General features: G+C 66.2%; 17 protein-coding genes. 4 read left to right on the top strand and 13 right to left on the bottom strand.

Features of this window, described 5'->3' with window-relative positions; all coding sequences use genetic code 11:
* Window positions 1–77: 77 nt before the first annotated feature.
* The 5 genes from zapE to typA all read right to left on the bottom strand — a co-directional run bounded on the left by zapE (window position 78) and on the right by typA (window position 9,210).
* Window positions 78–1,175 (bottom strand): cell division protein ZapE, encoded by a 1,098-nt coding sequence (gene zapE, locus KY49_RS06285; RefSeq protein WP_042583823.1) that lies wholly within the window; start codon window positions 1,173–1,175, stop codon window positions 78–80.
* 100 nt (window positions 1,176–1,275) lie between these two features.
* Window positions 1,276–2,706, bottom strand: coding sequence for a dihydrolipoyl dehydrogenase (gene lpdA, locus KY49_RS06280; RefSeq protein WP_010092528.1), 1,431 nt, complete (start codon window positions 2,704–2,706; stop codon window positions 1,276–1,278).
* 82 nt (window positions 2,707–2,788) lie between these two features.
* Window positions 2,789–4,066, bottom strand: coding sequence for a 2-oxoglutarate dehydrogenase complex dihydrolipoyllysine-residue succinyltransferase (gene odhB / locus KY49_RS06275; RefSeq protein ID WP_010092529.1), 1,278 nt, complete (start codon window positions 4,064–4,066; stop codon window positions 2,789–2,791).
* Window positions 4,067–4,199: 133 nt separating this feature from the next.
* Complete coding sequence (locus KY49_RS06270) at window positions 4,200–7,064, bottom strand: 2-oxoglutarate dehydrogenase E1 component (RefSeq protein ID WP_042583822.1); 2,865 nt, start codon at window positions 7,062–7,064, stop codon at window positions 4,200–4,202.
* A 319-nt stretch (window positions 7,065–7,383) separates the two neighbouring features.
* A complete protein-coding gene (gene typA, locus KY49_RS06265) occupies window positions 7,384–9,210 on the bottom strand; it encodes a translational GTPase TypA (RefSeq protein ID WP_042583821.1) in 1,827 nt (608 codons plus the stop codon).
* Window positions 9,211–9,528: 318 nt separating this feature from the next.
* Between typA and KY49_RS06260 the strand changes: the two genes are divergently transcribed.
* The 4 genes from KY49_RS06260 (at window position 9,529) to KY49_RS06245 (ending at window position 14,489) form a co-directional block, all read left to right on the top strand.
* Window positions 9,529–10,026, top strand: a complete 498-nt coding sequence (locus KY49_RS06260) for a MarR family winged helix-turn-helix transcriptional regulator (protein ID WP_042583820.1) — start codon at window positions 9,529–9,531, stop codon at window positions 10,024–10,026.
* Window positions 10,027–10,110: 84 nt separating this feature from the next.
* The gene (locus KY49_RS06255; protein WP_042583819.1) at window positions 10,111–11,625 is read left to right on the top strand and encodes an efflux transporter outer membrane subunit; all 1,515 of its coding nucleotides are present in this window, start codon (window positions 10,111–10,113) and stop codon (window positions 11,623–11,625) included.
* Between the two features lie 52 nt (window positions 11,626–11,677).
* Complete coding sequence (locus tag KY49_RS06250) at window positions 11,678–12,901, top strand: HlyD family secretion protein (RefSeq protein ID WP_042583818.1); 1,224 nt, start codon at window positions 11,678–11,680, stop codon at window positions 12,899–12,901.
* 28 nt (window positions 12,902–12,929) lie between these two features.
* Window positions 12,930–14,489, top strand: coding sequence for a DHA2 family efflux MFS transporter permease subunit (locus tag KY49_RS06245; RefSeq protein WP_042583817.1), 1,560 nt, complete (start codon window positions 12,930–12,932; stop codon window positions 14,487–14,489).
* 95 nt (window positions 14,490–14,584) lie between these two features.
* Here the strand turns inward: KY49_RS06245 and truB are convergent, their stop codons facing one another.
* The 8 genes from truB to KY49_RS06205 form a co-directional block, all read right to left on the bottom strand.
* Window positions 14,585–15,517, bottom strand: a complete 933-nt coding sequence (gene truB, locus KY49_RS06240; RefSeq protein WP_042583816.1) for a tRNA pseudouridine(55) synthase TruB — start codon at window positions 15,515–15,517, stop codon at window positions 14,585–14,587.
* A gap of 13 nt (window positions 15,518–15,530) precedes the next feature.
* Window positions 15,531–15,929, bottom strand: a complete 399-nt coding sequence (gene rbfA / locus KY49_RS06235) for a 30S ribosome-binding factor RbfA (RefSeq protein WP_042583815.1) — start codon at window positions 15,927–15,929, stop codon at window positions 15,531–15,533.
* Between the two features lie 111 nt (window positions 15,930–16,040).
* Complete coding sequence (gene infB / locus KY49_RS06230; protein ID WP_042583814.1) at window positions 16,041–18,947, bottom strand: translation initiation factor IF-2; 2,907 nt, start codon at window positions 18,945–18,947, stop codon at window positions 16,041–16,043.
* A gap of 91 nt (window positions 18,948–19,038) precedes the next feature.
* A complete protein-coding gene (gene nusA / locus KY49_RS06225; RefSeq protein WP_042583813.1) occupies window positions 19,039–20,514 on the bottom strand; it encodes a transcription termination factor NusA in 1,476 nt (491 codons plus the stop codon).
* Window positions 20,514–20,972, bottom strand: a complete 459-nt coding sequence (gene rimP, locus KY49_RS06220; RefSeq protein WP_010092540.1) for a ribosome maturation factor RimP — start codon at window positions 20,970–20,972, stop codon at window positions 20,514–20,516. Before rimP ends, nusA begins: the two co-directional genes overlap by 1 nt.
* A 291-nt stretch (window positions 20,973–21,263) precedes the next feature.
* A complete protein-coding gene (rluB, locus tag KY49_RS06215; RefSeq protein WP_042583812.1) occupies window positions 21,264–22,943 on the bottom strand; it encodes a 23S rRNA pseudouridine(2605) synthase RluB in 1,680 nt (559 codons plus the stop codon).
* A gap of 60 nt (window positions 22,944–23,003) precedes the next feature.
* Window positions 23,004–24,029, bottom strand: a complete 1,026-nt coding sequence (scpB, locus tag KY49_RS06210; RefSeq protein ID WP_042583811.1) for an SMC-Scp complex subunit ScpB — start codon at window positions 24,027–24,029, stop codon at window positions 23,004–23,006.
* Window positions 24,030–24,301: 272 nt separating this feature from the next.
* Entirely contained in the window at window positions 24,302–25,504 is a 1,203-nt protein-coding gene (locus KY49_RS06205; protein ID WP_042583810.1) for a pyridoxal phosphate-dependent aminotransferase, read from the bottom strand.
* Window positions 25,505–25,528 lie beyond the last annotated feature (24 nt).

Genomic DNA, 25,528 nt, shown 5'->3' with positions numbered 1-25,528 from the left:
GCGGCGAGATGACATCGATTTAACTGGAATTAACCATTGAATGCCGCAACTTCGCACGCCGCATCGATCGCTCGCGCTCAGGTCAACGAAGTATCGACGATGCGGCGCGGCGTCTCGAGATACTCCTTCGACTGCATCTCGACGATCCGCGAGACCGTCCGCGTGAATTCGTTGGCCATCGGCCCTTCGACGTACAACTGTTCGGCCGGCACTGCGGCGGACATCAGCAGCTTGACTTTGTGGTCGTACAGCACGTCGATCAGCCACGTGAAGCGGCGCGCCTCCGACGCCATCCGCGGCGACATCTGCGGCACCTCGGACAGCACGATCGCATGGAAGCGGCTCGCGAGCTCGAGGTAGTCGTTCTGCGAACGCGGCCCGCCGCACAGCGTCGCGAAATCGAACCACACGACGCCGTCGGCCTTGCGCAACGCCTTCAGCTCGCGCTTCTCGATGTGCAGGATCGGGCTCTCGTCGGGCACCGCGGCGAGCTGCGCGAACGCGTGGCGCAGCGCGCGATCCGCGTCAGCGCCGAGCGGCGTGTGGTACATCTGCACCTGCGCGAGCGTGCGCTGGCGATAGTCGACGCCCGCGTCGACGTTGAGCACGTCGAGCCTGTTCTTGATGAGCGCGATCGCCGGCAGCATCCGGTCACGATGCAGGCCGTCCGGATACAGGTCGTCCGGATCGTAGTTGGACGTCATCACGAACTGCACGCCGTTCGTGAACAGCCGGTCGAGCAGCCGGTACAGGATCATCGCGTCGGCGATGTCCGATACGTGGAACTCGTCGAAGCAGATCAGCCGATAGCGCTTCGCGATGCGTCGCGCCAGCTCGTCGAGCGGATCGGCCTGCCCCTTCAGTTCCTCGAGCTCGCGGTGCACTTCGCGCATGAACTCGTGGAAATGAAGGCGCGTCTTGCGCTGCACGGGCACGACCGCATAGAAGCTGTCCATCAGGAAGCTCTTGCCGCGCCCGACGCCGCCCCACATGTAGACCCCGCGCGGCAGGTCCGGACGAATGATGAGTTTCTTGAACGCGTTCGAGCGGCGCGCCTTGTAGGCCACCCACTCGTCGTAGCAACGCTGCAGGCGATCGATCGCCGCGCGCTGCGCGGAGTCGGACTGGTAACCGCGCGTGGTCAGCTCCCGCGCGTAGTATTCGGTGACGTTCATCGGGCAAACCAGAAAAGACGAAGGCGAGCAGGAAACCCCGCCCGCCTTCGTCGTAGGACCGCTGCGCCGGCCGCAGGACGGGCCGGCGCGTCAATGCGCGTTAGCTGTTCAGCGAGCGCTTGTCGACGGCGAGCGCCGCTTCGCGCATCACTTCCGACATCGACGGGTGCGGATGGCAGATGCGGGCGATGTCTTCCGACGCCGCCTTGAACTCCATCGCCACCACGGCTTCCGCGATCAGGTCCGACGCGTTCGCCGCGATCACGTGCACGCCGAGCAGCTCGTCGGTCTTCGCGTCCGCGATCATCTTCACGAAGCCGTCCGGCGCGTTCATGCCGAGCGCGCGGCCGTTGATCGAGAACGGGAACTTGCCGCTCTTGATCTCGCGGCCTTCCGCCTTCAGCTGCTGCTCCGTCTTGCCGACCCATGCGATTTCCGGGTACGTGTAGATCACCCACGGAATGCAGTTGTAGTCGATGTGCGGCTTCTGGCCGTCGATCACTTCCGCGACCAGCACGCCTTCGTCTTCCGCCTTGTGCGCGAGCATCGGGCCGCGCACCACGTCGCCGATCGCGTAGACGTTCGGCACCGCCGTGCGGCAGTGGTCGTCGACGTCGATGAAGCCGCGCTCGTTCGCCTTCAGGCCGATCGCCTCGAGGCCGAGGTTGTCGGTGTTCGGCACGCGGCCGACCGACACGATCAGGCGGTCGGCGTCGAGCGTCTGCGCGTTGCCGTCCTTGTCCGTGTACGCGATCGACACGCCGTCCGGCGTCGCCTTCACGTCGCCGATCTTCACGCCGAGGTGAATGTCGAGGCCCTGCTTCTTGAACAGCTTCGCGGCTTCCTTCGCGAGCGCTTCGTCAGCCGCGCCGAGGAATGCCGGCAGCGCTTCGAGCACCGTCACTTCGGCGCCGAGGCGGCGCCACACCGAGCCGAGCTCGAGGCCGATCACGCCCGCGCCGATCACGGCGAGCTTCTTCGGCACCGAGTCGAACGTCAGCGCGCCTTCGTTGTCCGAAACGATCTTGTTGTCGACCGGAATGCCCGGCAGGTGACGCGCCTTCGAGCCCGTCGCGATGATCACGTTCTTTGCGGTGACGACTTCGGTTTCGCCCTCGCCGCTCACTTCGATCTGTACGCCGGCGTCGGTCTTGCCGGTGAACTTGCCGTGGCCCTTCAGCCACGTGATCTTGTTCTTCTTGAACAGGAACTCGATACCGGACGTCATCTTCTCGACGATCCCGTCCTTGCGGCCGAGCATCTTCGCGAGGTCGATCTTCACGCCGTCGACGCTGATGCCGTGGTCGGCGAGGTGGTGCGACGCATTCTCGAACTCTTCCGACGACGCGAGCAGCGCCTTCGACGGGATGCAGCCCACGTTCAGGCAGGTGCCGCCGAGCTTCAGCGCGCCGGCCGGGTTCTTCCACTTTTCGATACAGGCAACGGTCTTGCCCAGTTGAGCGGCGCGGATCGCGGCGATGTAGCCGCCGGGGCCGGCGCCGATCACGACGACGTCAAATTCCTTGGACATGGCAATCCTTTCTTCTTGTGCGTGCGCACGGGCGCGCGAGGTCGCGCGCCCGTGCGGAGCGGGTCAATGCAGGTGGCGTGGCTTACAGGTCGAGCAGCAGGCGTGCCGGATCCTCGAGCGCATCCTTCATCGCGACGAGCGACAGCACCGCTTCGCGGCCGTCGATGATCCGGTGGTCGTACGACAGCGCCAGATAGTTGATCGGACGGATCACGATCTGGCCGTTCTCGACGACCGGGCGCTCCTTCGTTGCGTGCACGCCGAGGATTGCCGATTGCGGCGGGTTGATGATCGGGGTCGACAGCATCGAGCCGAACACGCCGCCGTTCGAGATCGAGAACGTGCCGCCCGTCATTTCCTCGATCGACAGCTTGCCGTCCTTCGCCTTCTGGCCGAATTCCGCGATCTTCTTTTCGATGTCGGCGAGGCTCATCTGGTCGGCGTTGCGCAGGATCGGCACCACGAGACCGCGCGGCGAGCCGACGGCGATACCGATGTCGAAGTAGCCGTGATAGACGATGTCGTTACCGTCGATCGACGCGTTCACGAGCGGGAACTTCTTCAGCGCGTGGACGGCCGCCTTCACGAAGAACGACATGAAGCCGAGCTTCACGCCATGTTCCTTCTCGAACTTGTCCTTGTACTTGTTGCGCAGTTCCATGACCGGAGCCATGTTCACTTCGTTGAACGTCGTCAGGATCGCGTTGGTCTGCTGCGACTCGAGCAGACGCTCGGCGATACGCGCACGCAGGCGCGACATCGGCACGCGCTGCTCCGGACGGTCGTTCAGCCACGTCGTTGCCGACGCCGGCACCTTCACGTCCGGCAGCGACGCCTTCGCCGCGGCGGTCTTCGCCGGTGCGGCGGCCGGTGCGGCCTTCGGCGCGCCGGCGGACAGCACGTCACCCTTCGTGATGCGGCCGTCGCGGCCCGAGCCGGCGACGTCGCCCGCGGCGAGACCCTTCTCTGCCAGCAGCTTCGATGCGGCCGGCGATGCAGCCGCCGTGCTCGACGCCGTCGCGGCGGCGGCCGGCTGGGCGGCCGGTGCGGCAGCAGCGGGAGCGGCTGCCGGCTTGACTTCGGTAGCGCCCGCCGCTGCTTCGGCCGCGCCTGCCTTCGCTTCGGTGTCGATCGTCGCGATCACCTGGTCGGCGACCACCGTGTCACCGTCGTTCTGCAGCACTTGCGCGAGCACGCCGGCGGCCGGCGCCGGCACTTCGAGCACGACCTTGTCGGTCTCGAGTTCGATCAGGATTTCGTCCTGCGCGACGGCTTCGCCGGGCTTCTTCTTCCACTGCAGCATGGTGGCTTCCGAAACCGACTCCGAAAGCTGGGGGACCTTGACTTCTACGATAGCCATGTGATTTTCCTGGATGCTTAATCTGGGTAATGACGAGCTGGCGATTCTTCAGGCCGATGCGGCGCGATGCGCGTCCTGCGGACCAAAAGATTCGGGAAAGCGCTGCGCGCCTTCCCGTTTCGCTTGACGTCGGTTATTTCGCGATCGATGCGCTCTTCAGGCGGCCGAAAGCACCTTCGATGAGGGCCTTCTGCTGCTCGTAGTGCTTCGCGTAGTAGCCGACCGCCGGCGAGGCCGAAGCCGGACGGCCGCTGTATGCCAGCTTCTGCCCTTCCTTCATGCCTTCCTTCAGGTGGTGTTCGACGTAGAACCACGGGCCCTGGTTTTGCGGCTCGTCCTGCACCCAGACCACTTCGGTCGCGTTCTCGTACTTCTTCAGTTCAGCTTCGAACTGCTTGTGCGCGAACGGATACAGCTGTTCGATACGGATGATCGCAACGTCGTTCGCCTTCGCTTCGCGGCGATGCGCGACGAGGTCGAAGTACACGCGGCCCGAGCAGACCAGCACGCGCTTGACCTTCTTCGCGTCGATGCCGCCGTCGGTTTCGCCGAGCACCGGCTGGAACGAGCCCTTTGCCAGTTCCGACAGGTCCGACACGGCTTCCTTGTGACGCAGCAGCGACTTCGGCGTCGCGACGATCAGCGGCTTGCGGAACAGGCGGATCATCTGGCGGCGCAGCAGGTGGAAGATCTGCGCCGGCGTCGTCGGCTGGACCACTTGCATGTTGTGGTCCGCGCACAGTTGCAGGAAACGCTCGATACGCGTCGACGAGTGCTCCGGGCCCTGGCCTTCATAGCCGTGCGGCAGCAGCATCGTCAGGCCCGACACGCGGCCCCACTTCACTTCGCCGGACGAGATGAACTGGTCGATCACGACCTGCGCGCCGTTGACGAAGTCGCCGAACTGCGCTTCCCACAGCACGAGCGTGTTCGGCTCGGCGGTCGAGTAGCCGTATTCGAAGCCCAGCACCGCCTCTTCCGACAGCACCGAGTCGATCACCGTGAACTTCGCCTGGTTGTCGGCGACGTTCTGCAGCGGCACGTACGTACCGTCGTTCCAGCGCTCGCGGTTCTGGTCGTGCAGCACCGCGTGACGGTGCGTGAACGTGCCGCGGCCCGAGTCCTGGCCGGTCAGGCGCACCGCGTAGCCCGACGCGACGAGCGACGCGAACGCGAGGTGCTCGGCCATGCCCCAGTCGAGCGGCTGGTCGCCGCGCGCCATGTTGCGGCGGTCGTTGATCACGCGCTCGACGAGCGGGTGGACCTTGAAGTTTTCCGGCACCGTCGTGATGCGTTCGCCGAGGCGCTTCAGCTCGGCGAGCGGCACCGCCGTGTCGGCTGCGTCCGTCCACTTGCGATTCAGGAACGGCACCCAGTCGACCGCGTACTTGCTCTTGTAGTTCGACAGGACCGGATCGACCGTGTGGTGGCCGTCGTCCATCGCCTTGCGGTACGCCTTCACGAAGCCGTCGGCGTCTTCCGCGCTGATCACGCCCTGCTGCACGAGCTTCTCGGCGTACAGCGCACGGGTGCCCGGGTGCTGCGCGATCTTCTTGTACATCAGCGGCTGCGTGACCGCCGGCGTGTCCTGCTCGTTGTGACCCAGCTTGCGGAAGCAGACGATGTCGATCACGACATCCTTGTGGAACTGCATCCGGTAGTCGATCGCGATCTGCGTCGCGAGGATCACGGCTTCCGGATCGTCGCCGTTCACGTGCAGCACCGGCGCCTCGATCATCTTGACGACGTCGGTACAGTACAGCGTCGAGCGCGCATCGCGCGGGTCGGACGTCGTGAAGCCGATCTGGTTGTTGATGACGATGTGCAGCGTGCCGTGCGTGCCGTAGCCGCGCGTCTGCGCGAGGTTCAGCGTTTCCATCACGACGCCCTGGCCTGCGAAGGCCGCGTCGCCGTGGATCTGCACCGGCAGCACCTGCAGGCCGTCTTCGTCGCCGCGACGGTCCATCCGCGCCTTCGCCGAGCCTTCGACCACCGGGTTCACGATTTCGAGGTGCGACGGGTTGAACGCGAGCGACAGGTGGACCGGGCCGCCTTCCGTCGACACGTCCGACGAGAAGCCCTTGTGGTACTTCACGTCGCCGGCCGGCAGGTCATCGACGTGCTTGCCTTCGAATTCGGCGAACAGGTCGGCCGGCATCTTGCCGAGCGTGTTCACGAGCACGTTCAGGCGGCCGCGGTGGGCCATGCCGATGACGATTTCCTGCACGCCCTTCTTGCCCGAGTGCTGGACGACTTCGTCCATCGCCGCGATGAAGCTTTCGCCGCCTTCCAGCGAGAAGCGCTTCTGGCCGACGTACTTGGTGTGCAGGTAGCGCTCGAGGCCTTCGGCAGCCGTCAGGCGGTTCAGGATGTGCTTCTTCTTGTCAACCGTGAAATTCGGCGTCGCGCGGGTCGATTCCAGGCGCTCCTGCCACCAGCGCTTCTGCTCGGGATCGCTGATGTACATGTACTCGGCGCCGATCGTGCCGCAGTACGTGTCGCGCAGACCCTTGACGATGTCACGCAGCGAAGCCTGGTCGAAACCGAGGTACAGGTTGCTCGCGCTGAACGTCTGGTCGAGGTCGGCCTCGGAGAAATCGTAGAACGCGGGTTCGAGTTCGGGAATGGCGGGACGTTCGCGACGCTTCAGGGGATCGAGATTGGCCCATTGCGAGCCAAGGAAGCGATATGCGCTGATGAGGGACTGGACGTGGACTTGCTTGCGCGCCGTAGCCAGATTGGCGCCGCTTTCGCGCGGGATGAAGGCATTGGCCTTCGCGCGCTGCGCAAACGACTCGACGATCGGGAAATGCGCGACGTCGCTGGCACTCGTACCGTCCGTCGCAGGCACGTTCTGCAGCGCATCGAAATACTCTCGCCAGTTCTCGGGCACTGACGCCGGATTATCGAGATATGCATCGTACAATTCTTCTACGTACGAAGCATTGCCGCCGAACAGATACGAGTTCAGCTGAAACTGCTTCATTACATCTGACATTTTACGCTCACCTTTCTTCGAGCTTCTCGAGAAATAGCGGGTTGCTCAACCTTCCGCGACACGGCCTGACCGTTTAGCGGATTGCGAATCAAGTCTTGCTTGGAAGGACCTAAAACTTGCGTGCGCGCAGCATATCACAGAACCGTTACCAGAGTTCACGCAGAAATGTGCCTGAAAGCACCGTGTGGCGGGGTTTTGCCGGATTGCCACATGCCGCTGAAACATTGTTTTGCAGCCTACCTGCCTGCACGCCGCGCGGATGCGAAAAAGCCGCCCGGAGGCGGCTTTTTTCGTGTTGCCCTGAGTCGCTTCGACGCGCTCAGTCGATTGCGGCTTCGCGGCTTGCGCGGCGACGCTCGTGCTCCTTCAGGTGACGCTTGCGCAGGCGGATCGACTGCGGCGTCACTTCGACCAGTTCGTCGTCGTCGATGAACTCGACCGCGTATTCGAGCGACATCTGGATCGGCGGCACGAGACGCACGGCTTCGTCGGTGCCCGACGCGCGCACGTTGGTGAGCTGCTTGCCCTTGATCGGGTTCACGACGAGGTCGTTGTCGCGGCTGTGAATGCCGATGATCATGCCCTCATAGAGCGCGTCGCCCGGCTTCACGAACATGCGGCCGCGATCCTGCAGCTTCCACAGCGCATACGCCACCGCCGCGCCGTCGTCCTGCGAGATCAGCACGCCGTTGCGGCGCTCGCCGACCGAGCCGTCCTTGACCGGCGCGTACGAGTCGAAGATGTGGCTCATCAGACCCGTGCCGCGCGTGAGCGTCAGGAATTCGCTCTGGAAACCGATCAGGCCGCGCGCCGGAATCCGGTATTCGAGACGCGTGCGGCCGCGGCCGTCCGACGCCATGTCGAGCATTTCGCCCTTGCGGCGGCCGAGTTCTTCCATCACGCCGCCCTGGTTCTCGTCTTCGACGTCGACCGTCAGCAGTTCGTACGGCTCGTGCTTCACGCCGTCGATTTCCTGCATCACGACGCGCGGACGCGACACCGCGAGCTCATAGCCTTCGCGGCGCATGTTCTCGACCAGGATCGTCAGGTGCAGTTCGCCGCGGCCCGACACTTCGAACACCGTCTCGTCGCCCGTATCGCGCACGCGCAGCGCGACGTTGTGGTTCAGCTCCTTCATCAGGCGATCGCGGATCTGGCGGCTCGTCACGAACTTGCCTTCACGGCCCGCGAGCGGCGACGAGTTGACGAGGAAGTTCATCGTCAGCGTCGGCTCGTCGACGGTGATCATCGGCAGCGCTTCCGGCGTGTCCACCGCACAGATCGTCGCGCCGATGCCGACGTCTTCGATGCCGTTGATCAGCACGATGTCGCCCGCTTCGGCCGACTCGACCTGCACGCGCTCCAGGCCCTTGAACGACAGCACCTGGTTGATCTTGCGGTTCAGCACGTCGCCTTCCGGGCCGAAGCGCATCACGACCGGCTGGCCCGGCTTGATGCGGCCGCGCGTGATGCGGCCGACGCCGATCCGGCCGACGTACGTCGAATAGTCGAGCGACGTGATCTGGAGCTGCAGCGGCGCTTCCGGGTCAGCCGGGCGGACCGGCACGTGCTCGAGGATCGCCTCGAACAGCGGGCGCATGTCGCCTTCGCGCGTGGCCGGATCGAGCGACGCGTAGCCGTTCAGGCCCGATGCGTAGACGATCGGGAAATCGAGCTGCTCCTCGGTTGCACCGAGCTTGTCGAACAGGTCGAAGGTCTGGTTGATGACCCAGTCGATGCGCGCGCCCGGGCGGTCGACCTTGTTGATCACGACGATCGGCTTCAGGCCGAGCGCGAGCGCCTTCTTCGTCACGAAGCGCGTCTGCGGCATCGGGCCCTCGACCGCGTCGACGAGCAGCAGCACCGAGTCGACCATCGACAGCACGCGCTCGACCTCACCGCCGAAGTCCGCGTGCCCCGGGGTGTCGACGATGTTGATGTGCGTGCCTTCGTATTCGACCGCGCAGTTCTTCGCGAGAATCGTGATCCCGCGCTCCTTTTCGATGTCGTTCGAGTCCATCACCCGCTCGGCGACTTGCTGGTTCTCGCGGAAGGTGCCGGACTGGCGAAGCAGTTGGTCGACGAGCGTCGTCTTGCCGTGGTCGACGTGGGCGATGATGGCGATGTTGCGAAGGGCGCGGGTCATAGAAACCTGAAAATCGATTGGGTGCGCAAATACGCACGCCCGTTGGTCACGTGCGTGCGCGATGCACAACTTGGAAACCGCAAAGTATAGCACGCGCGAATGACGCGAACGGTCCGCGCGCTGCGCCGCAACAAACCGGGGCCGCGATCCCCGTCCGCCAATGCGCCGGGCGCCCGCCCCGCCACCTGACAAAAACCCTCTCCGGCATAGGGCATTGGGCAGCGCCCTGCACACCCAAGGCCGTTCGGTTAATATTTGCCGCAGCAAGCATTTGCACCTACACTACTGCCTAGTCAACTATTGCAGCTTCACGGTTTTATGTCGGACCCTTCCTCTTCCCAGCCGCAGTCCGTCTCGCTTTCGACTTATCAGGTGAACGATAGCGTCGGCTATCTGATGTCGCGCGTGAAATCGCTGATGACCAACCTCGTCACACAGCGCACGCAAGGAGAACTCGGCATCACCGGCACGCAGGCCAGCATGCTGTTCATGATCGCGGTCGGCAAATGCTCGACGGCCGCCGAACTCGCCCGCGAATACGGGATCGACGCGAGCGCGGTGACGCGCCTGCTCGACCGCGTCGAGAAGCGCGGCCTGCTGTCGCGCGTGCGCAGCATCGAGGACCGGCGCGTCGTGCGGCTCGAACTGACCGACGAAGGGCGCGCGCTCGCCGAACGCCTGCCGGCCATCTTCCGCAGCGTGCTCGACCAGCTGCTGGACGGCTTCACGCCCGAGGAAGTCGGCTTCCTGAAAAGCATGCTGCGCCGCATTCTCGGCAATGCGTGCGAGACGACCGGCGGCAGCTCGCCGCAATAATTGCAACAACAATCATCTTTGACAGATTAATGTAAGGAAATCCTTGCAGTGTCCATTATTCATTCCGAGTCAGGGATCAGCGCGATGAAATCCTCTCCGTTGTTCATGCGCGCCGGATCGCACCGGTCCGCCATCGCCGCCGCGGTCGCCGCGCTGGCGCTGACGGGCTGTGCGAACTACTTCGGCATCAAGAGCGACAAGCAGATCGCCCCGGCGTCGCAATTCGAAACCGCGCAGAGCCTGCCCGCCCAGGGCGGCAAGTGGCCGTCGCTCGACTGGGCCACCGGGTTCGGCGACCCGCAGCTGCCGAAGCTGATCGACGAGGCGCTCGCCGACAATCCGTCGATCGCGCAGGCGCAGGCGCGGATCGCGAAGGCGTCGTCGTACATCGAGTCGTCGCGCTCGACGCTGCTGCCGAAGGTCGAAGGCAGCTATTCGTGGAATCGCCAGCTGTATTCGAGCAACGCGCTCTTCCCGCCGCCGCTGGGCGGCCAGTGGTACAGCGAGAACAACGCGCTCGCGAGCGCGTCGTGGGACCTCGATCTGTGGGGCAAGAACCGCGAGCGCCTGCACACCGCCGTGTCGCAGGAAAAGGCCGCCGAGGCCGACATGCAGCAGGCGCGCATCACGCTCGCGTCGTCGATCGCCCGCACCTACAACTCGCTCGCGCAGCTCTATGCGCTGCGCGACATCGCGCAGCGCGAGATCGTCAACCGCCAGACGGTCGGCAAGATCACCGACGGCCGCGTGACGGCCGGCCTCGACACCAACGTCGAACGGCAGACCGCGCGCGGCAACATCGCGACGACCCAGGCGTCGCTGTCCGACCTCGACGGCCAGATCACGAGCGTTCGCTACCAGCTTGCCGCCCTGCTCGGCAAGGGGCCGGACCGCGGCCTGCAGATCGCCGCGCCGGTGCTGAATCCGGGCGGCGCCGTCGCGCTGCCCGACAACCTGCCCGCCGATCTCGTGTCGCGGCGCCCCGACATCGTCGCCGCGCGCTGGCAGGTCGAAGCCGCGATGCACGACGTGAAGGAAGCGAAAGCCGAGTTCTACCCCGACGTGAACCTCGCGGCGGGCTTCGGCTTCGATGCGTTCGGCTGGGGCAAATTCCTGAACTTCGCGAGCCGCCAGGCGCAGTTCAGCCCGGCGGTCCACCTGCCGATCTTCGACGGCGGCGCGCTGCGCGCGCAGCTCAAGGGCCGCTATGCGGACTTCGACCTGTCGGTCGCGAACTACAACCAGACACTGATCAGCGCACTGAACGACGTCGCGACGCAGGTCGCGTCGATCCGCGCGATCGATCGGCAAATGGACGACGCGCAGCGGGCGCTCGACGCGTCGACGAAGGCATACGACCTCGCGGTGATCCGCTACAAGGCCGGCCTGTCGCCGCAACTGCAGGTGCTGAACGCGGACAGCAACCGCCTCGCATCGGAACAGACCGTGACCAACCTGAAGATGCGGCGGCGCGACATGCAGCTCGCGCTGATCAAGGCGCTCGGCGGCGGCTTCGACGCCACCGGCACCCGCCTCGCCGCACCCGATGCCGAACAGCGCACCGCGCAGGCCAAGGCCGCGCAACAGGCCGCGAACTGAATCGGCACGACCACTACGCAGACACTCGAAACAACGGACGGAGAAAATCGCCATGAGCGACCCTCAACAAAACGCCGCCAGCGCCCAGGCGCAGAGTAACGGCAAGCGCAAGCGGATGATGACGCTGCTCGTCGCGGTCATCGTGATCGCGGCCATCGCCTACGGGCTGTACTACTTCCTCGTCGCACGCTTCCACGAATCGACCGACGACGCCTACGTGAACGGCAACGTCGTGCAGATCACGCCGCAGGTCACGGGCACCGTGATCGCGGTGAAGGCCGACGACACGCAGACCGTCAAGGCCGGCGATTCGCTCGTGCTGCTCGACCCGGCCGATTCGCAGGTCGCGCTGCAGCAGGCCGAGGCGAACCTCGCGCAGACGGTGCGCCAGGTGCGCGGCCTGTTCGTCAACGACGACCAGTACCGTGCGCAGGTTGCGCTGCGCCAGTCGGACCTGTCGCGCGCCGAGGACGACTTGCGCCGCCGCCTTGCGGTCGCGCAGACCGGCGCCGTGTCGCAGGAAGAGATCTCGCACGCGCGTGACGCGGTTAAGAGCGCGCAGGCGTCGCTCGACACCGCGCAGCAGCAGCTCGCGTCGAACCGCGCGCTGACCGCGAACACGACGATCGCGTCGCACCCGAACGTGCTCGCCGCGGCCGCGAAGGTCCGTGACGCATATCTCGCCAACGCGCGCAACACGCTGCCCGCGCCCGTGACCGGCTACGTCGCGAAGCGCTCGGTGCAGGTCGGCCAGCGCGTGTCGCCGGGCACGCCGCTGATGTCGGTCGTGCCGCTGAACGCCGTGTGGGTCGACGCGAACTTCAAGGAAGTCCAGCTCAACCACATGCGCATCGGCCAGCCGGTCGAGCTGACGGCCGACATCTACGGCTCGTCGGTCGTCTATCACGGCAAGGTCATCGGCTTCTCGGCCGGCACCGGCTCCGCATTCTCGCTGCTGCCCGCGCAGAACGCGACCGGCAACTGGATCAAGGTCGTGCAGCGCCTGCCGGTGCGGATCGAGCTCGACCCGAAGGACCTCGAAAAGCACCCGCTGCGCATCGGCCTGTCGATGCAGGTCGACGTCAACATCAAGGACGAGAGCGGCAACCAGCTCGGCAACGCGCAGAACACGGTCTACCAGACCGACGTGTTCGCGAAGTACGGCGACGAAGCGAACGCCGAAATCGCGCGCATCGTTGCGGAGAACGCGGGCGGCAATGCGTCGGCCCCGGCGCCGGCCGTGGCGAAGCAAGGCAGCATCGCGAAGATGATGTAATCCGTTCCGTTCCCGGAAGACCATCGACATGGCACAGCCTCCTGTCTCTCACCCGCCCTTGCAGGGCGGGCAACTCCTGATCGGGACGATCGCGGTGTCGCTCGCCGTGTTCATGAACGTGCTCGACACGTCGATCGCGAACGTCGCGATCCCGACCATCTCGGGCGATCTCGGCGTGTCGGCCGACCAGGGCACATGGGTCATCACGTCGTTCGCGGTCGCGAACGCGATCTCCGTGCCGCTGACGGGCTGGCTCACCGATCGCTTCGGACAGGTTCGCCTGTTCCTCGCGTCGATCATCCTGTTCGTCATTTCGTCGTGGATGTGCGGACTCTCGCCGACACTGCCGTTCCTGCTCGTGTCGCGCGTGATCCAGGGCGCCGTCGCGGGCCCGATGATTCCGCTGTCGCAAGCGCTGCTGCTCGCGAGCTACCCGCGCGCCAAGGCGCCGATGGCGCTTGCGCTCTGGGCGATGACGACGCTGATCGCCCCCGTCGCCGGCCCGATACTCGGCGGATGGATTTCGGACAACTACTCGTGGCCCTGGATCTTCTACGTCAACATCCCGGTCGGCATCGCCGCCGCGATCGCGACGTGGATGATCTACCGCCAGCGCGAGTCGGTCGTGCGCCGCGCGCCGATCGACGGCGTGGGTCTCGCCCTGCTGATCGTCTGGGTCGGCTCGCTGCAGATCATGCTCGACAAGGGCAAGGATCTCGACTGGTTCGCGTCGACGACCATCATCGTGCTCGCGCTGACCGCCGTCATCGCGTTCGCGTTCTTCGTCGTCTGGGAGCTGACCGCCGAGCATCCGGTCGTCGACCTGTCGCTGTTCCGCATACGGAACTTCACCGGCGGCACGGTCGCGCTGTCGATCGGGTACGGGCTGTACTTCGGCAACCTCGTGCTGCTGCCGCTGTGGCTGCAGACGCAGATCGGCTACACCGCGACCGACGCCGGCCTCGTGATGGCGCCGGTCGGGCTGTTCGCGATCCTGCTGTCGCCGCTCACCGGGAAGTACCTGCCGCGCACCGATCCCCGCTATATCTCGACTGCGTCGTTCCTGATCTTTGCGCTGTGCTTCTGGATGCGCTCCCGCTACACGACCGGCGTCGACGAATGGTCGCTGACGCTGCCGACGCTCGTGCAGGGCATCGCGATGGCCGGCTTCTTCATCCCGCTCGTGTCGATCACGCTGTCCGGCCTGCCCGGCCACCGCATTCCCGCGGCGTCGGGCCTGTCGAACTTCGTGCGGATCATGTGCGGCGGCATCGGCACGTCGATCTTCCAGACCGCGTGGGATCACCGGAACAACTTCCATCACGCGCAGCTGGTCGAGCAGGCGAATGCGTATAACCCGACGTTCAACCAGGCCGTCACGCAGATGGGCAATCTCGGCCTGACCCAGCAGCAGGCGCATGGCCTGATCAACAACATGGCCACGCAGCAGGCCGCGCAGCTCGGCGTGAACGACCTGTTCTACATCTCGGCCGCGATCTTCGTGCTGCTGATCGCACTGATCTGGATCACGAAACCGGAACGCGCGGGCGGCGGCGACGCCGGTGCGGCGGCCTCGGCGGCGCACTGAACGCAGCGCCCGCCGGCGCACAAGACAAAAGGCCCGGTCGACAACGACCGGGCCTTTTTTTCATGCCGCCGGCAATGCCGGCGCGCCGCGCGGCTTCACGCCGCCGTCACGACGAGCCGTTCAGGCGCCAGCACGCCATTCGCCGCGCGGGCCACGCCAAGCAGCCGCGTCGCATCGTAGACCCTCACCCGCTCGCCTTCGCTCGCGTCGATACGCGCGATCTCCGACAGTTTCAGGCGCTGGCCGTGCAGGAAGCGCTTCGCGCACGCGTCGTCGAGCCGCACCATCGGAAACGTCGACAGCAGCGCGTCGACAGGCTGAAGCCATGCGTCGCGCGCGGCATCGTCGGCATCGGACAGCGCATCGAGCGTGACCGCATGGTCGAGCGTCAAGGCGCCGACCCCTGTGCGGCGCAGCATCGTCAAGTGCGCGCCGCAGCCGAGCGCCTCGCCGAGATCTTCCGCGAGCGTGCGCACGTACGTGCCTTTACTGCAGGTCACGCGGAACGTCACGTCGGGCAGGTCGCACGCGAGCAGTTCGAGCCGGTGGATCGTCACGTTGCGCCCTTCGCGCTCGACCGTCTGGCCGGCGCGCGCATATTCGTAGAGCGGCTTGCCGTCGCGCTTGAGCGCGGAGTACATCGGCGGCACCTGCACGATTTCGCCGGTGAAGCGCTCGAGCGCCGCTTGCACGGCCGCCCGGTCGCATTCGACCGGCCGCGTGTCGAGCACCTCGCCTTCCGCGTCGCCGGTCGCGGTGCGCACGCCGAGGCGCATCGTCGCCTCGTAGGTCTTGTCGGCCTCGAGCAGGTCCTGCGAGAACTTCGTCGCTTCACCGAAGCACAGCGGCAACAGGCCCGAGGCCAGCGGATCGAGCGTGCCGGTATGACCGGCCTTCTTCGCGAGGTAGAGGCGCTTCGCGCGAATCAGGGCATCGTTGCTCGACAGGCCGACCGGCTTGTCGAGCAGAAGGACGCCGTCCAGCGCGCGCCGGGGCACGCGCGGACGTTGGGATGCTGCTGTCGTCATAGGCCGGGCGAGCTCAATCTTCGTTGGCGGGCGCGCCGGTTTCGTCGTCGTCCAGCGCGCGCGTCGAGTTCGCTTCCTTGATCAGGCGCGACATCTCCACGGCCTTCTCGATCGTCTGATCGTAGTGGAAATGCAGCGTCGGCACCGTATGGATGTGCAGGCGCTTGAACAGCAGGTTGTGCAGGTGACCGGACGCATGGTTCAGCGCCTCTTGCGTCTTTTCCGGATCGCCGGTGAGCGCCGTGAAGTACACCTTCGCGTGCGCGTAGTCCGGCGTGAGTTCCACGCTCTGGATGGTCACGATGCCGATGCGCGGGTCCTTGACCTCGCGCATGATGAGTTCGGACAGGTCGCGCTGAATCTGGTCGGCGATCTGCACGTTGCGATTGGGAGAAGTACGTTTCCTGGACATGATCGATCCCTGATGCGTTTATCAGGACAATGCGGCGGCCCTTGGCGCGCCGCCATGAAAATGGGCGGGACAGGCCCACGCCTGCCCCGCCCATGAGCCGATGCGCGATGCTTACAGCGTACGCGCGACTTCGGTCACTTCGAAGACTTCGAACTGGTCGCCTTCGATGACGTCGTTGAAGTTCTTCACCGACATGCCGCACTCGAAGCCTTGCTTGACTTCCTTCACGTCGTCCTTGAAGCGCTTCAGCGACTCGAGTTCGCCGGTGAAGATCACGACGTTGTTGCGCAGCACGCGAACCGACGACGACCGCTTGACGATACCGTCCGTGACCATACAGCCTGCGACCGTACCGACCTTCGGCACCTTGAACACCTGGCGCACCTCGACCATGCCGGTCACGACTTCGCGCTTCTCCGGCGCCAGCATGCCCGACATCGCCGCCTTCACCTCATCCACTGCGTCGTAGATGATGTTGTAGTAGCGGATGTCGACGCCATTGGCTTCCGCGAGCTTGCGCGCCTGCGCATCCGCACGCGTGTTGAAGCCGATGATGACCGCCTTCGATGCCGTCGCCAGGTTGACGTCGCTTTCGCTGATGCCGCCCACCGCGCTGTGCACGATCTGCACGCGCACTTCGCTGGTCGACAGCTTGAGCAGCGACTGCACGAGCGCTTCCTGCGAACCCTGCACGTCGGCCTTGATGATGAGCGGCAGGTTCTGCACTTCGCCTTCGCCCATCTGCTCGAGCATGCTTTCCAGCTTCGCCGCCTGCTGCTTCGCCAGCTTGACGTCGCGGAACTTGCCCTGACGGAACAGCGCGATTTCGCGCGCCTTGCGCTCGTCCGGCAGCACGATCACTTCCTCGCCTGCGCCCGGCACTTCCGACAGACCCTGAATCTCGACCGGGATCGACGGGCCGGCTTCCTTCGTCGGCTTGCCGTTCTCGTCGAGCATCGCACGAACGCGGCCGTAAGCGGTGCCCGCGAGCACGATGTCGCCGCGGTTCAGCGTACCGGACTGCACCAGCATCGTCGCGACCGGGCCCTTGCCCTTGTCGAGCTTCGCTTCGATCACGATGCCCTTGGCCGGCGCCTCGACCGGTGCCTTCAATTCCAGCACTTCGGCCTGCAGCAGCACGTTCTCGAGCAGATCGTCGATGCCCGTGCCCGTCTTTGCCGACACCGGCACGAACGGCGAATCGCCGCCATATTCTTCCGGCACGACACCTTCGGCGACCAGTTCCTGCTTCACGCGGTCCGGGTTCGCTTCCGGCTTGTCGATCTTGTTGATCGCGACGACGATCGGCACCCCGCCCGCCTTCGCGTGCGAGATGGCTTCCTTCGTCTGCGGCATCACGCCGTCGTCGGCCGCCACCACCAGAATGACGATGTCGGTCGCCTTCGCACCACGCGCACGCATTGCCGTGAACGCCTCGTGACCCGGGGTATCCAGGAACGTGACGACACCGCGCGGCGTTTCGACGTGATACGCGCCGATGTGCTGCGTAATGCCGCCCGCTTCGCCCGCTGCGACCTTCGCGCGGCGGATGTAGTCGAGCAGCGAGGTCTTGCCGTGGTCGACGTGACCCATCACGGTGACGACCGGCGGACGCGGCAGTTGCTCTGCGTCGGTACCGGTCTCGCCTTCGACGAGCAGTGCTTCCGGATCGTCCAGCTTCGCCGCAACCGCGCGGTGGCCCAGTTCCTCGACGACGATCATCGCGGTTTCCTGGTCCAGCACCTGGTTGATCGTGACCATCTGGCCCATCTTCATCATCACCTTGATGACTTCGGAGGCCTTGATTGCCATCTTGTGCGCAAGGTCGGCCACCGAGATGGTTTCCGGCACATGCACTTCACGGACGATCGGCTCGGTCGGCGCCTGGAACGACGATGCGCTTTCCTGGTGACGGCCGCGCCCCTTCGGGCCGCCGCGCCAGCCGCGGTCGACGCCGCCGCTCGAGTCGCCACGCGTCTTGATGCCGCGGCGCTTCGCGGCGTCGTCCTGCCAGCCGCCCTTGCCGGCGCCCGGCTTCTTGTTGCGGTCGCCCGCGCCAGCCGGCGCCTGCGTCGCCGCCGGCGCTGCGCCGGCCGGCTTCTTCGCCGCCGGACGCGCCTGCGCGCCCTCCGGCTTCGCCGGCTTGTGCAGCGTGCCCTTCGCTTCGGCCGGCTTGGCCGGCTCCGCCGGCTTCGGCGGCTCGACAGCCTTGACCACGGCCTTGCGCGGCGTGTTCATCATCTCGCGGATCGCACGCGCTTCCGCCTCGGCGGCCGCGCGGCGCTTGCTGATCTCTTCCTGCTCGGCGCGCGCCTTGTCCGCCGCTTCGCGTGCAGCGTCCTCGGCCTTCTTCGCCGCTTCGCGCTGCGCCGCACGTTCGGCAGCCGCGCGCTCATCGTCCTGCGAGGACTGCGAGCGCGCTTCCTGTTCGGCCGCTGCCGCCTGCTGGGCCGCAGCCTGCTTCGCCGCCGCTTCGGCCGCGGCGCGCTTCGCCGCCTCTTCCTCGGCGCGGCGACGCTCCGCTTCGGCCGCTTCCTCGCGGGCGCGGCGTTCGGCTTCCTCGCGCTCGAGGCGCTCCTGGCGCTCGCGCAGCTCCTGCGCCTGCTTCTCGAGCAGCTCGGCCTCGCGGCGCGCCTCTTCCTCGCGGCGCTTCAGTTCCGCGTCGTCATCCGCTTCGGCGGTCTGTGCCTGACCCTGATCCGCGACATCGCCCACGTCGTCGCGCTTGACGAACGTGCGCTTCTTGCGGACCTCGACCTGAATGGTGCGAGCCTTGCCCGTCGCGTCGGACTGCTTGATCTCCGACGTATGCTTGCGGGTCAGCGTGATCTTGCGCTTGTCGCCGTCGGTCGCGCCGTGCGACTTGCGCAAATGATCGAGCAGACGCGCCTTGTCCGCCTCGGACAGCGCATCGTCTTCACTCGCTTTCTGGACGCCCGCTGCCTGCAGCTGTTCGAGCAGCACACCAGCAGGCATTTTCAGTTCCGCGGCAAATTGGGCTACGTTGTTACTCGCCATTCATTCCTCTTAGTGCAAGGACCGATTCCTTGCGGTTAGCATCGGGTCAGGCCATACGGCCGCCATCAAATCAGTGCGCCATGGTCATTTCTCACTGGAACCAATGTTCACGTGCTTTCATGATCAACGCCTTAGCGGCATCCTCTTCCACCCCGGTCATGTCGACCAGTTCATCCACTGCCAGCTCGGCGAGATCGTCGCGCGTGGCCACACCGTGTTCGGCCAGCTTCGAGAGCAGCTCCGGCGTGATGCCGTCGAGGCTCTTCAGGTCCAGCGCCGCGTTTTCGACCTTTTCTTCGTTGGCGATCGCCATCGTCAGCAGCGCGTCGCGCGCGCGGTTGCGCAGCTCGTGCACGGTATCCTCGTCGAACGCCTCGATCTCGAGCATTTCGTTGAGCGGCACGTAAGCGATCTCTTCGAGGCTCGTGAAGCCTTCGTCGATCAGGATGTCGGCAACTTCTTCGTCGACGTCGAGACGCGCCATGAACAGGGCACGCAGCCGGTCGCGCTCTTCGCCCTGCTTCTGGGCGGACTCGTCCGGCGTCATGATGTTGATCTGCCAGCCGGTCAGCTCGCTGGCAAGGCGAACGTTCTGACCGCTGCGGCCGATCGCGACGGCCAGTTCGTTCTCGTCGACGACGACGTCCATCGAGTGCTTTTCTTCATCGACGACGATCGACTGAACGGCTGCCGGCGCGAGCGCGCCGATCACGAATTGGGCGGGATCTTCCGACCATAGCACGATGTCGATGTTTTCGCCACCGAGCTCGTTGCGCACCGCCTGCACGCGCGAACCGCGAATGCCGACGCAGGTGCCGATCGGATCGATCCGCTTGTCGTACGCGACGACGCCGATCTTCGCGCGCACGCCCGGGTCGCGCGCAGCCGCCTTGATCTCGAGCAGGCCCTGCTCGATCTCCGGCACTTCCATCTCGAACAGCTTCATCAGGAATTCCGGCGCGGTGCGCGACAGCTCGATCTGCGGGCCGCGCGCGGTGCGGTCGACCTTCGCGATGTACGCGCGCACGCGGTCGCCCACGCGCAGGTTTTCCTTCGGGATCAGCTGGTCGCGGCGCAGCAGCGCTTCGACGCGACCCGATTCGACGACGAAGTTGCCCTTGTCGAGGCGCTTCACCGTGCCCGTCATGATCTTTTCGCCGCGCTCGAGGTAGTCGTTCAGGATCTGCTCGCGCTCCGCGTCGCGCACCTTCTGCAGGATCACCTGCTTGGCAGCCTGCGCGCCGATGCGGCCGAACTCGATCGACGGCACCGACTCCTCGATGTAGTCGCCGACTTCGACGTCGCCCTTCTGCTCGCGCGCCTCGAACAGCAGGATCTCGCGATCCGGCTCCTGCAGGCCCGCTTCATCGGGCACGACGAGCCAGCGACGGAAGGTTTCGTGCTCGCCGCTTTCGCGATCGATATGGACGCGGATCTCGGCGCCTTCGTCGAACAGCTTCTTGGAAGCCGATGCGAGCGCCGCCTCGAGGGCGCCCAGCACGACATCCTTGTCGACGTTCTTCTCGCGCGCCAGCGCATCCACCAGCATCAACACTTCGCGACTCATTATTTGCGGCTCCTAAAGTCAACTTGCGGAATCAGGCGGGCTTTGTCGATATCGGCCAGCGTGAAATCCAGCATGGCTGCCTCGCCCTTGTTCCTCTCAAATTCCAAACCGATCGTTTCGCCGTTCGGCGCGTGCAGAATGCCCCGGTACGTCTTGCGCCCGTCCAGCGGCTTTTTCAAGGTCACGGAGGCTTCGCTGCCAGCGAAGCGCTCGAAGTCGGCCAGCTTCTTCAACGGGCGGTCGAGCCCCGGGGACGAGACTTCGAGCCGTTCGTAATCGATGTTTTCGACCGTCAAGACGTGCTGGAGCTGACGCGTGACCTTTTCGCAATCGTCGAGCGAAATGCCGGCAGGCTGGTCGATATAGATGCAAAGCATGCCGCGCCCGGTGCGCTCGAGATCCACCAGCTCGTAGCCGAGTCCGGTGACCGTGGTTTCTATCAGTTCCGTCAGTTGCACAGTGCCCTCTCAGGTGTTCGCGCCCGCCGCTCGCGATTCACCCGCGGGCGCGCGCCTTAGCCGGCGCAGGAAGCGCTACCCGAGATGCCTAACCGTTTCAGCAAAAAAAAATGGGCGGAACGCCCATCTTCTTACCGGTGGTCGCACCTGAGCCGCACATCGAATCCGTACGCCCAGCGACTTTGCGATTATAGCGATTTTCGGCGCAAACGCCAAGCGCCCGCCGGCAAAACCGGACCTTCAAACCGATTTCGCCGGCGAGACGCGGCAGGTTGCGCCGCGATCCGCAGCTCAGCGGCCGCGCGAACGATTCCGCTGCGGACGCTGACCGCCGCGCGCGCCGCCGCCGTTGCCGGCGCCTTCCGCGCGATTGCCGTTCGGGTTGCGATTGCCGCCGCCCTTGCCGGCGCCGCCGCCACGTTTGTTGCCGCCCGCGCCATACGACGCGCGGTTGCCGTCGACGTCGCGCCCGCCGCCCGCACGCTGGCCGCCGCCGTAGCCGCCCGACATGCCCGGCATGCCGCCGCCGAAGCCGCTCGGGCCGGCGAAGCCGCCCGCCGCGCCGCGCCGCGGGCCACGCCGCGGCTGCTCGAGGTTGCCGTGCGTCGTCAGCACCGGCTCGCGGCTGATGAAGCCCATCGACGTCTGCATCGGGTCGGGCTGGCGGCGCTCGGCCTGGCCACCGCTACCGCGCTTGCCCTTCTCTTCCGACGGCGCCTTCAGGCCGACCGTCGCCATCAGCTTGCGCACCTGCGCTTCGTCGAGCTCTTCCCAGCGGCCGCGCTTCAGGCCGCGCGGCAGCGGGATCGGACCATGACGCGTGCGGATCAGGCGGCTCACCATCAGGCCGGCCGCCTCGAACATCCGGCGCACTTCGCGATTGCGGCCTTCGGCCAGCGCAACGTGATACCAGTGATTCGTGCCTTCGCCGCCGCCATCGCGGATGCGCAGGAAGTTGGCCGGGCCGTCGTCCAGCTCGACGCCGTGCAGCAGCTTCTGCCGGTTGCCTTCGGACAGCTCGCCGACCACCCGCACCGCGTACTCGCGCTCGACGCTGTAGCGCGGATGCATGAAGCGGTTCGCCAGGTCGCCTGACGTCGTCAGCATCAGCAGCCCTTCGGTGTTGAAGTCGAGCCGGCCAACCGCAAGCCATTTGGCCGTCTTCATCGGCGGCAAGCGGTCGAACACGGACGGACGGCCTTCCGGATCCGCATGACTGACGATCTCGCCCGTCGGCTTGTGATACAGCAGCACGCGCGGCGGCTTGTTCGGCAGCTTGCGCTTGACCGGCTTGCCGTTGATCCGGACCTGGTCGGTCGGCATGATGCGCTGGCCGATGTGCGCCGGTTCGCCGTTCACCGACACGCGGCCGGCGACGATCAGTTCTTCCATTTCACGGCGCGAGCCCATGCCGGCTTCCGCCAGCACCTTGTGAAGCTTCGGCGCGTCGTCGTCCGGCGACAGCACGCGCTTGTTGGCCGTCTGGCCGCGACCGCGCCGCAGCATCGGCGCGCGCACGCCGCTGCCCGCCGCGGAATTGTCCGCGTCGAACGCAGGCGACGTCACGTACGCGAACAGGTCGTCCTGGGCCGCTTCGCCGGTCGTGCCGGCGGCACTGGCCGCGCCACCGCGCTTGCCCTGGCCGCCCTGGCGCGCCGCGCCTTCTCGCTTGGCCGCCGGCTTGCGTCCGCCCTTCGCCGCGCCTTCCTTGCGCGGCGCCCGCGCCGGCGGCTGCGCTTCCGCTGCCGCGGCAGGCGTTTCCGCACCTTCCTCGCCCTGCGGCGAACCCTCGGCACCCTTCGACTTCGCAGCCGCGCGGCGGCGCGCGATCAGGCTGCGCGGGCCGCGCCGCAGGCCGCGGCGGGGACGTTCGTCGCCACCCTCGGCCGAGCCGCCCTGCTCGGGCGCATCGTCGGCGCGCGCTGCCTGCACGGCAGGCGCGGACGATTCAATATCGTGGATATCAGTCAAAACAACCTCAAAATGTCAGGTCTCGCGCCCGGCGCGGGCGCGGCATGGAATCGGCCGCGATCAGGCGCGACGCTGTTCAGGTTCTGCTTCGTCGTCCGGCAGCTCGTCCGCCCCGATGGGCGCGCTGGCGCTGCGTACGGCATCCGCGAGGCTGTCGGACGTATCGTCCGTCATCTCGTCGTCCGCAGGACGGGAACGGGGTGCGTCGGCAGGCCCGGCCACGCCGGACATGTCGTCGACCGCTTCCGCTCCGTCGCCGGCTGCCGCTTCGGCGGCCGGCTTGCGATCTTTCTCGTTCAACTCCACGTGCAGCGGCACGGGCCGCACGCCGGCCGGCGTTGCTTCGACGTCGGCTTCTTCTGTTCCCGCACCCTCAACCGCGAGCGTATCGCGGTCCGGCGATTCGTGCGCCGAGGCGCCGCCGGCCTCCGCGCCGGCGGGCCGCGCGGGCGCTTGCGCCGATCCGGACGCATCCGCCGCCGCGTCGTCCGCGGCTGCCGCATCCTCCGCGGCCGGCGCGCCGTCTTCGAAATCCATCGCATGCTGCGCGAGCAGCGCGGCCTCGATGTTCGCAGCCGGCTCCTCGAGCGCGGGCAGGTCGTCGAGCGCCTTCAGGCCGAGATCGTCGAGGAACTGCTTGGTCGTCGCATATAGCGCCGGACGCCCCGGCACGTCGCGATGCCCGATCACCTCGATCCAGCCGCGATCCTCGAGCTGCTTGACCACCTGCGTGTTCACCGTGACACCGCGGATTTCCTCGATGTCGCCGCGTGTGACCGGCTGCCGGTACGCAATGATCGCCAGCGTCTCGAGCACCGCGCGCGAATACTTCGGCGGTTTCTCCGGATGCAGGCGGTCGAGAAAGCTGCGCATCGCCGGCTTGCTCTGAAAGCGCCAGCCGCTCGCCAGCGCCACCAGCTCGACGCCACGACCGGACCATTCCTGTTTCAGATCTTCGAGCAACGTGCGGACCGTGTCAGCCGACACGCTGTCGGCAAATAGCTTGCGCAGATCGCCGAGCTTCAGCGGCTCCTGCGCGCAGATCAAAGCAGTCTCGAGGACGATCTTCGCCTCTTGGGTATTCATGCAGCTAGGCCAGACCCTGTGGTCAAACGAACCGGATCAACAAACAGACGAAAGGAACGGAAGACGCGCTCGCCCGATTCTGATCGGTCATATTGATGGGAGCACGAACCGGGGGCGGCGAAACAACTTCAAGCCAGGCCCAAACCGGACGGAACAGCACGATTCAACGAGGGAACCGCGTGACTGAGCGCCATCTTACGCAAAATTGCCGAGTGCGTAAAGATGAGTCGGGCCGGCCCGCTCTCGCCCCGCCGGAACGGTCCCGCCCCGTTTCAGCGCGACGCCGCCCTGGTCGCCAAAAACCGCCGCAGCCGCTCGACGCCCGCATCCAGCCGCGCCGGGTCGCACGCGTAGCACCATCGCACAAACCCCTCTCCTTCGGGACCGAACGCACATCCCGGCGCAAGGCCGAGCCCCGCCTCGCGCACCAATGCCTTGCAGAATGCCAGACTCTGCTCGGATCCGGGCAAGCGCAGGAACAGGTACATCGCGCCGGGCGGCGGCGGCACGTCGACGCCCGGCAGCGTGCGCAGCGCGGCGATCAGATGATCGCGCGCATCACGCAGCGCCGCGACGAACGACCGGACGAACGGCTCGCCGTCGCGCAGCGCGACTTCGCCCGCGGCCTGCACGAAGCCCGGCGCGCACGACGTGTTGTATTCGACGAGCTTCGCGAGCTCGCCCATGACCGACGCCGGTGCAACCAGCCAGCCGAGCCGCCAGCCGGTCATCGCCCACGCCTTCGAGAACGAGTTCACGACGACGACCCGCTCGTCGCGCGACGCGATGTCCAGAAACGACGGCGCGCCAGCTTCGTCGAACGCAAGCCGCTCGTACACCTCGTCGGCGACCACCCAGATCCCGTGACGGCGGCAATGCGCGAGCACCGCGCGCTGATCGTCGCGCGACATGGTCCAGCCGGTCGGGTTGTTCGGCGAATTGAGCAGCAGCATGCGCGTGTCGGGCGCCAGCGCCGCGAGCAACCGGTCGACATCGAGCCGCCAGCCCGTCGCGCCGTGACGCAGCGGCACCGACTCGACCCGCGCCCCGAGAATCTTCGGGATCTCGACGAGATTCGGCCACAGCGGCGTCACCGCGACGACGCGATCGCCCGGACCGACGAGCAGCTGCGCGGCAAGCATCAGCGCACTGACGCCCGAGCTCGTCACGGCGACCGTGTCCGCCGTCGTCGGGCCGTGGCGCGCCCCCACGTAGGCCGCGATTGCCTCGCGCAGCGCCGCGGTGCCAAGGTTGTGCGTGTAGAACGTCGCGCCGCCTCGCAGCGCGGCGGCGGCCGCGTCGCGAACGAAGCCCGGCGTGACGCGATCGGATTCGCCGAACCAGAACGGCAGCACGTCCGGCACGCCGAAGCCGGCATTCGCCACTTCCCGGATCAGCGACGGCCGCAGGTCCCGCACCGCATCGCGCGCCGCCGGCTCGCCCGTCGCCGGACGGCAACCAGAGGAATTCGTCATCGGATCTCGCTCCGGAGGAACATG

The organism is Burkholderia sp. MSHR3999 (assembly GCF_000833595.1).
GTDB classification, from domain to species: domain Bacteria; phylum Pseudomonadota; class Gammaproteobacteria; order Burkholderiales; family Burkholderiaceae; genus Burkholderia; species Burkholderia ubonensis.
Note: the sequence above shows the minus strand (reverse complement) of the source record. Positions and strands in the feature narration are given on the sequence as shown.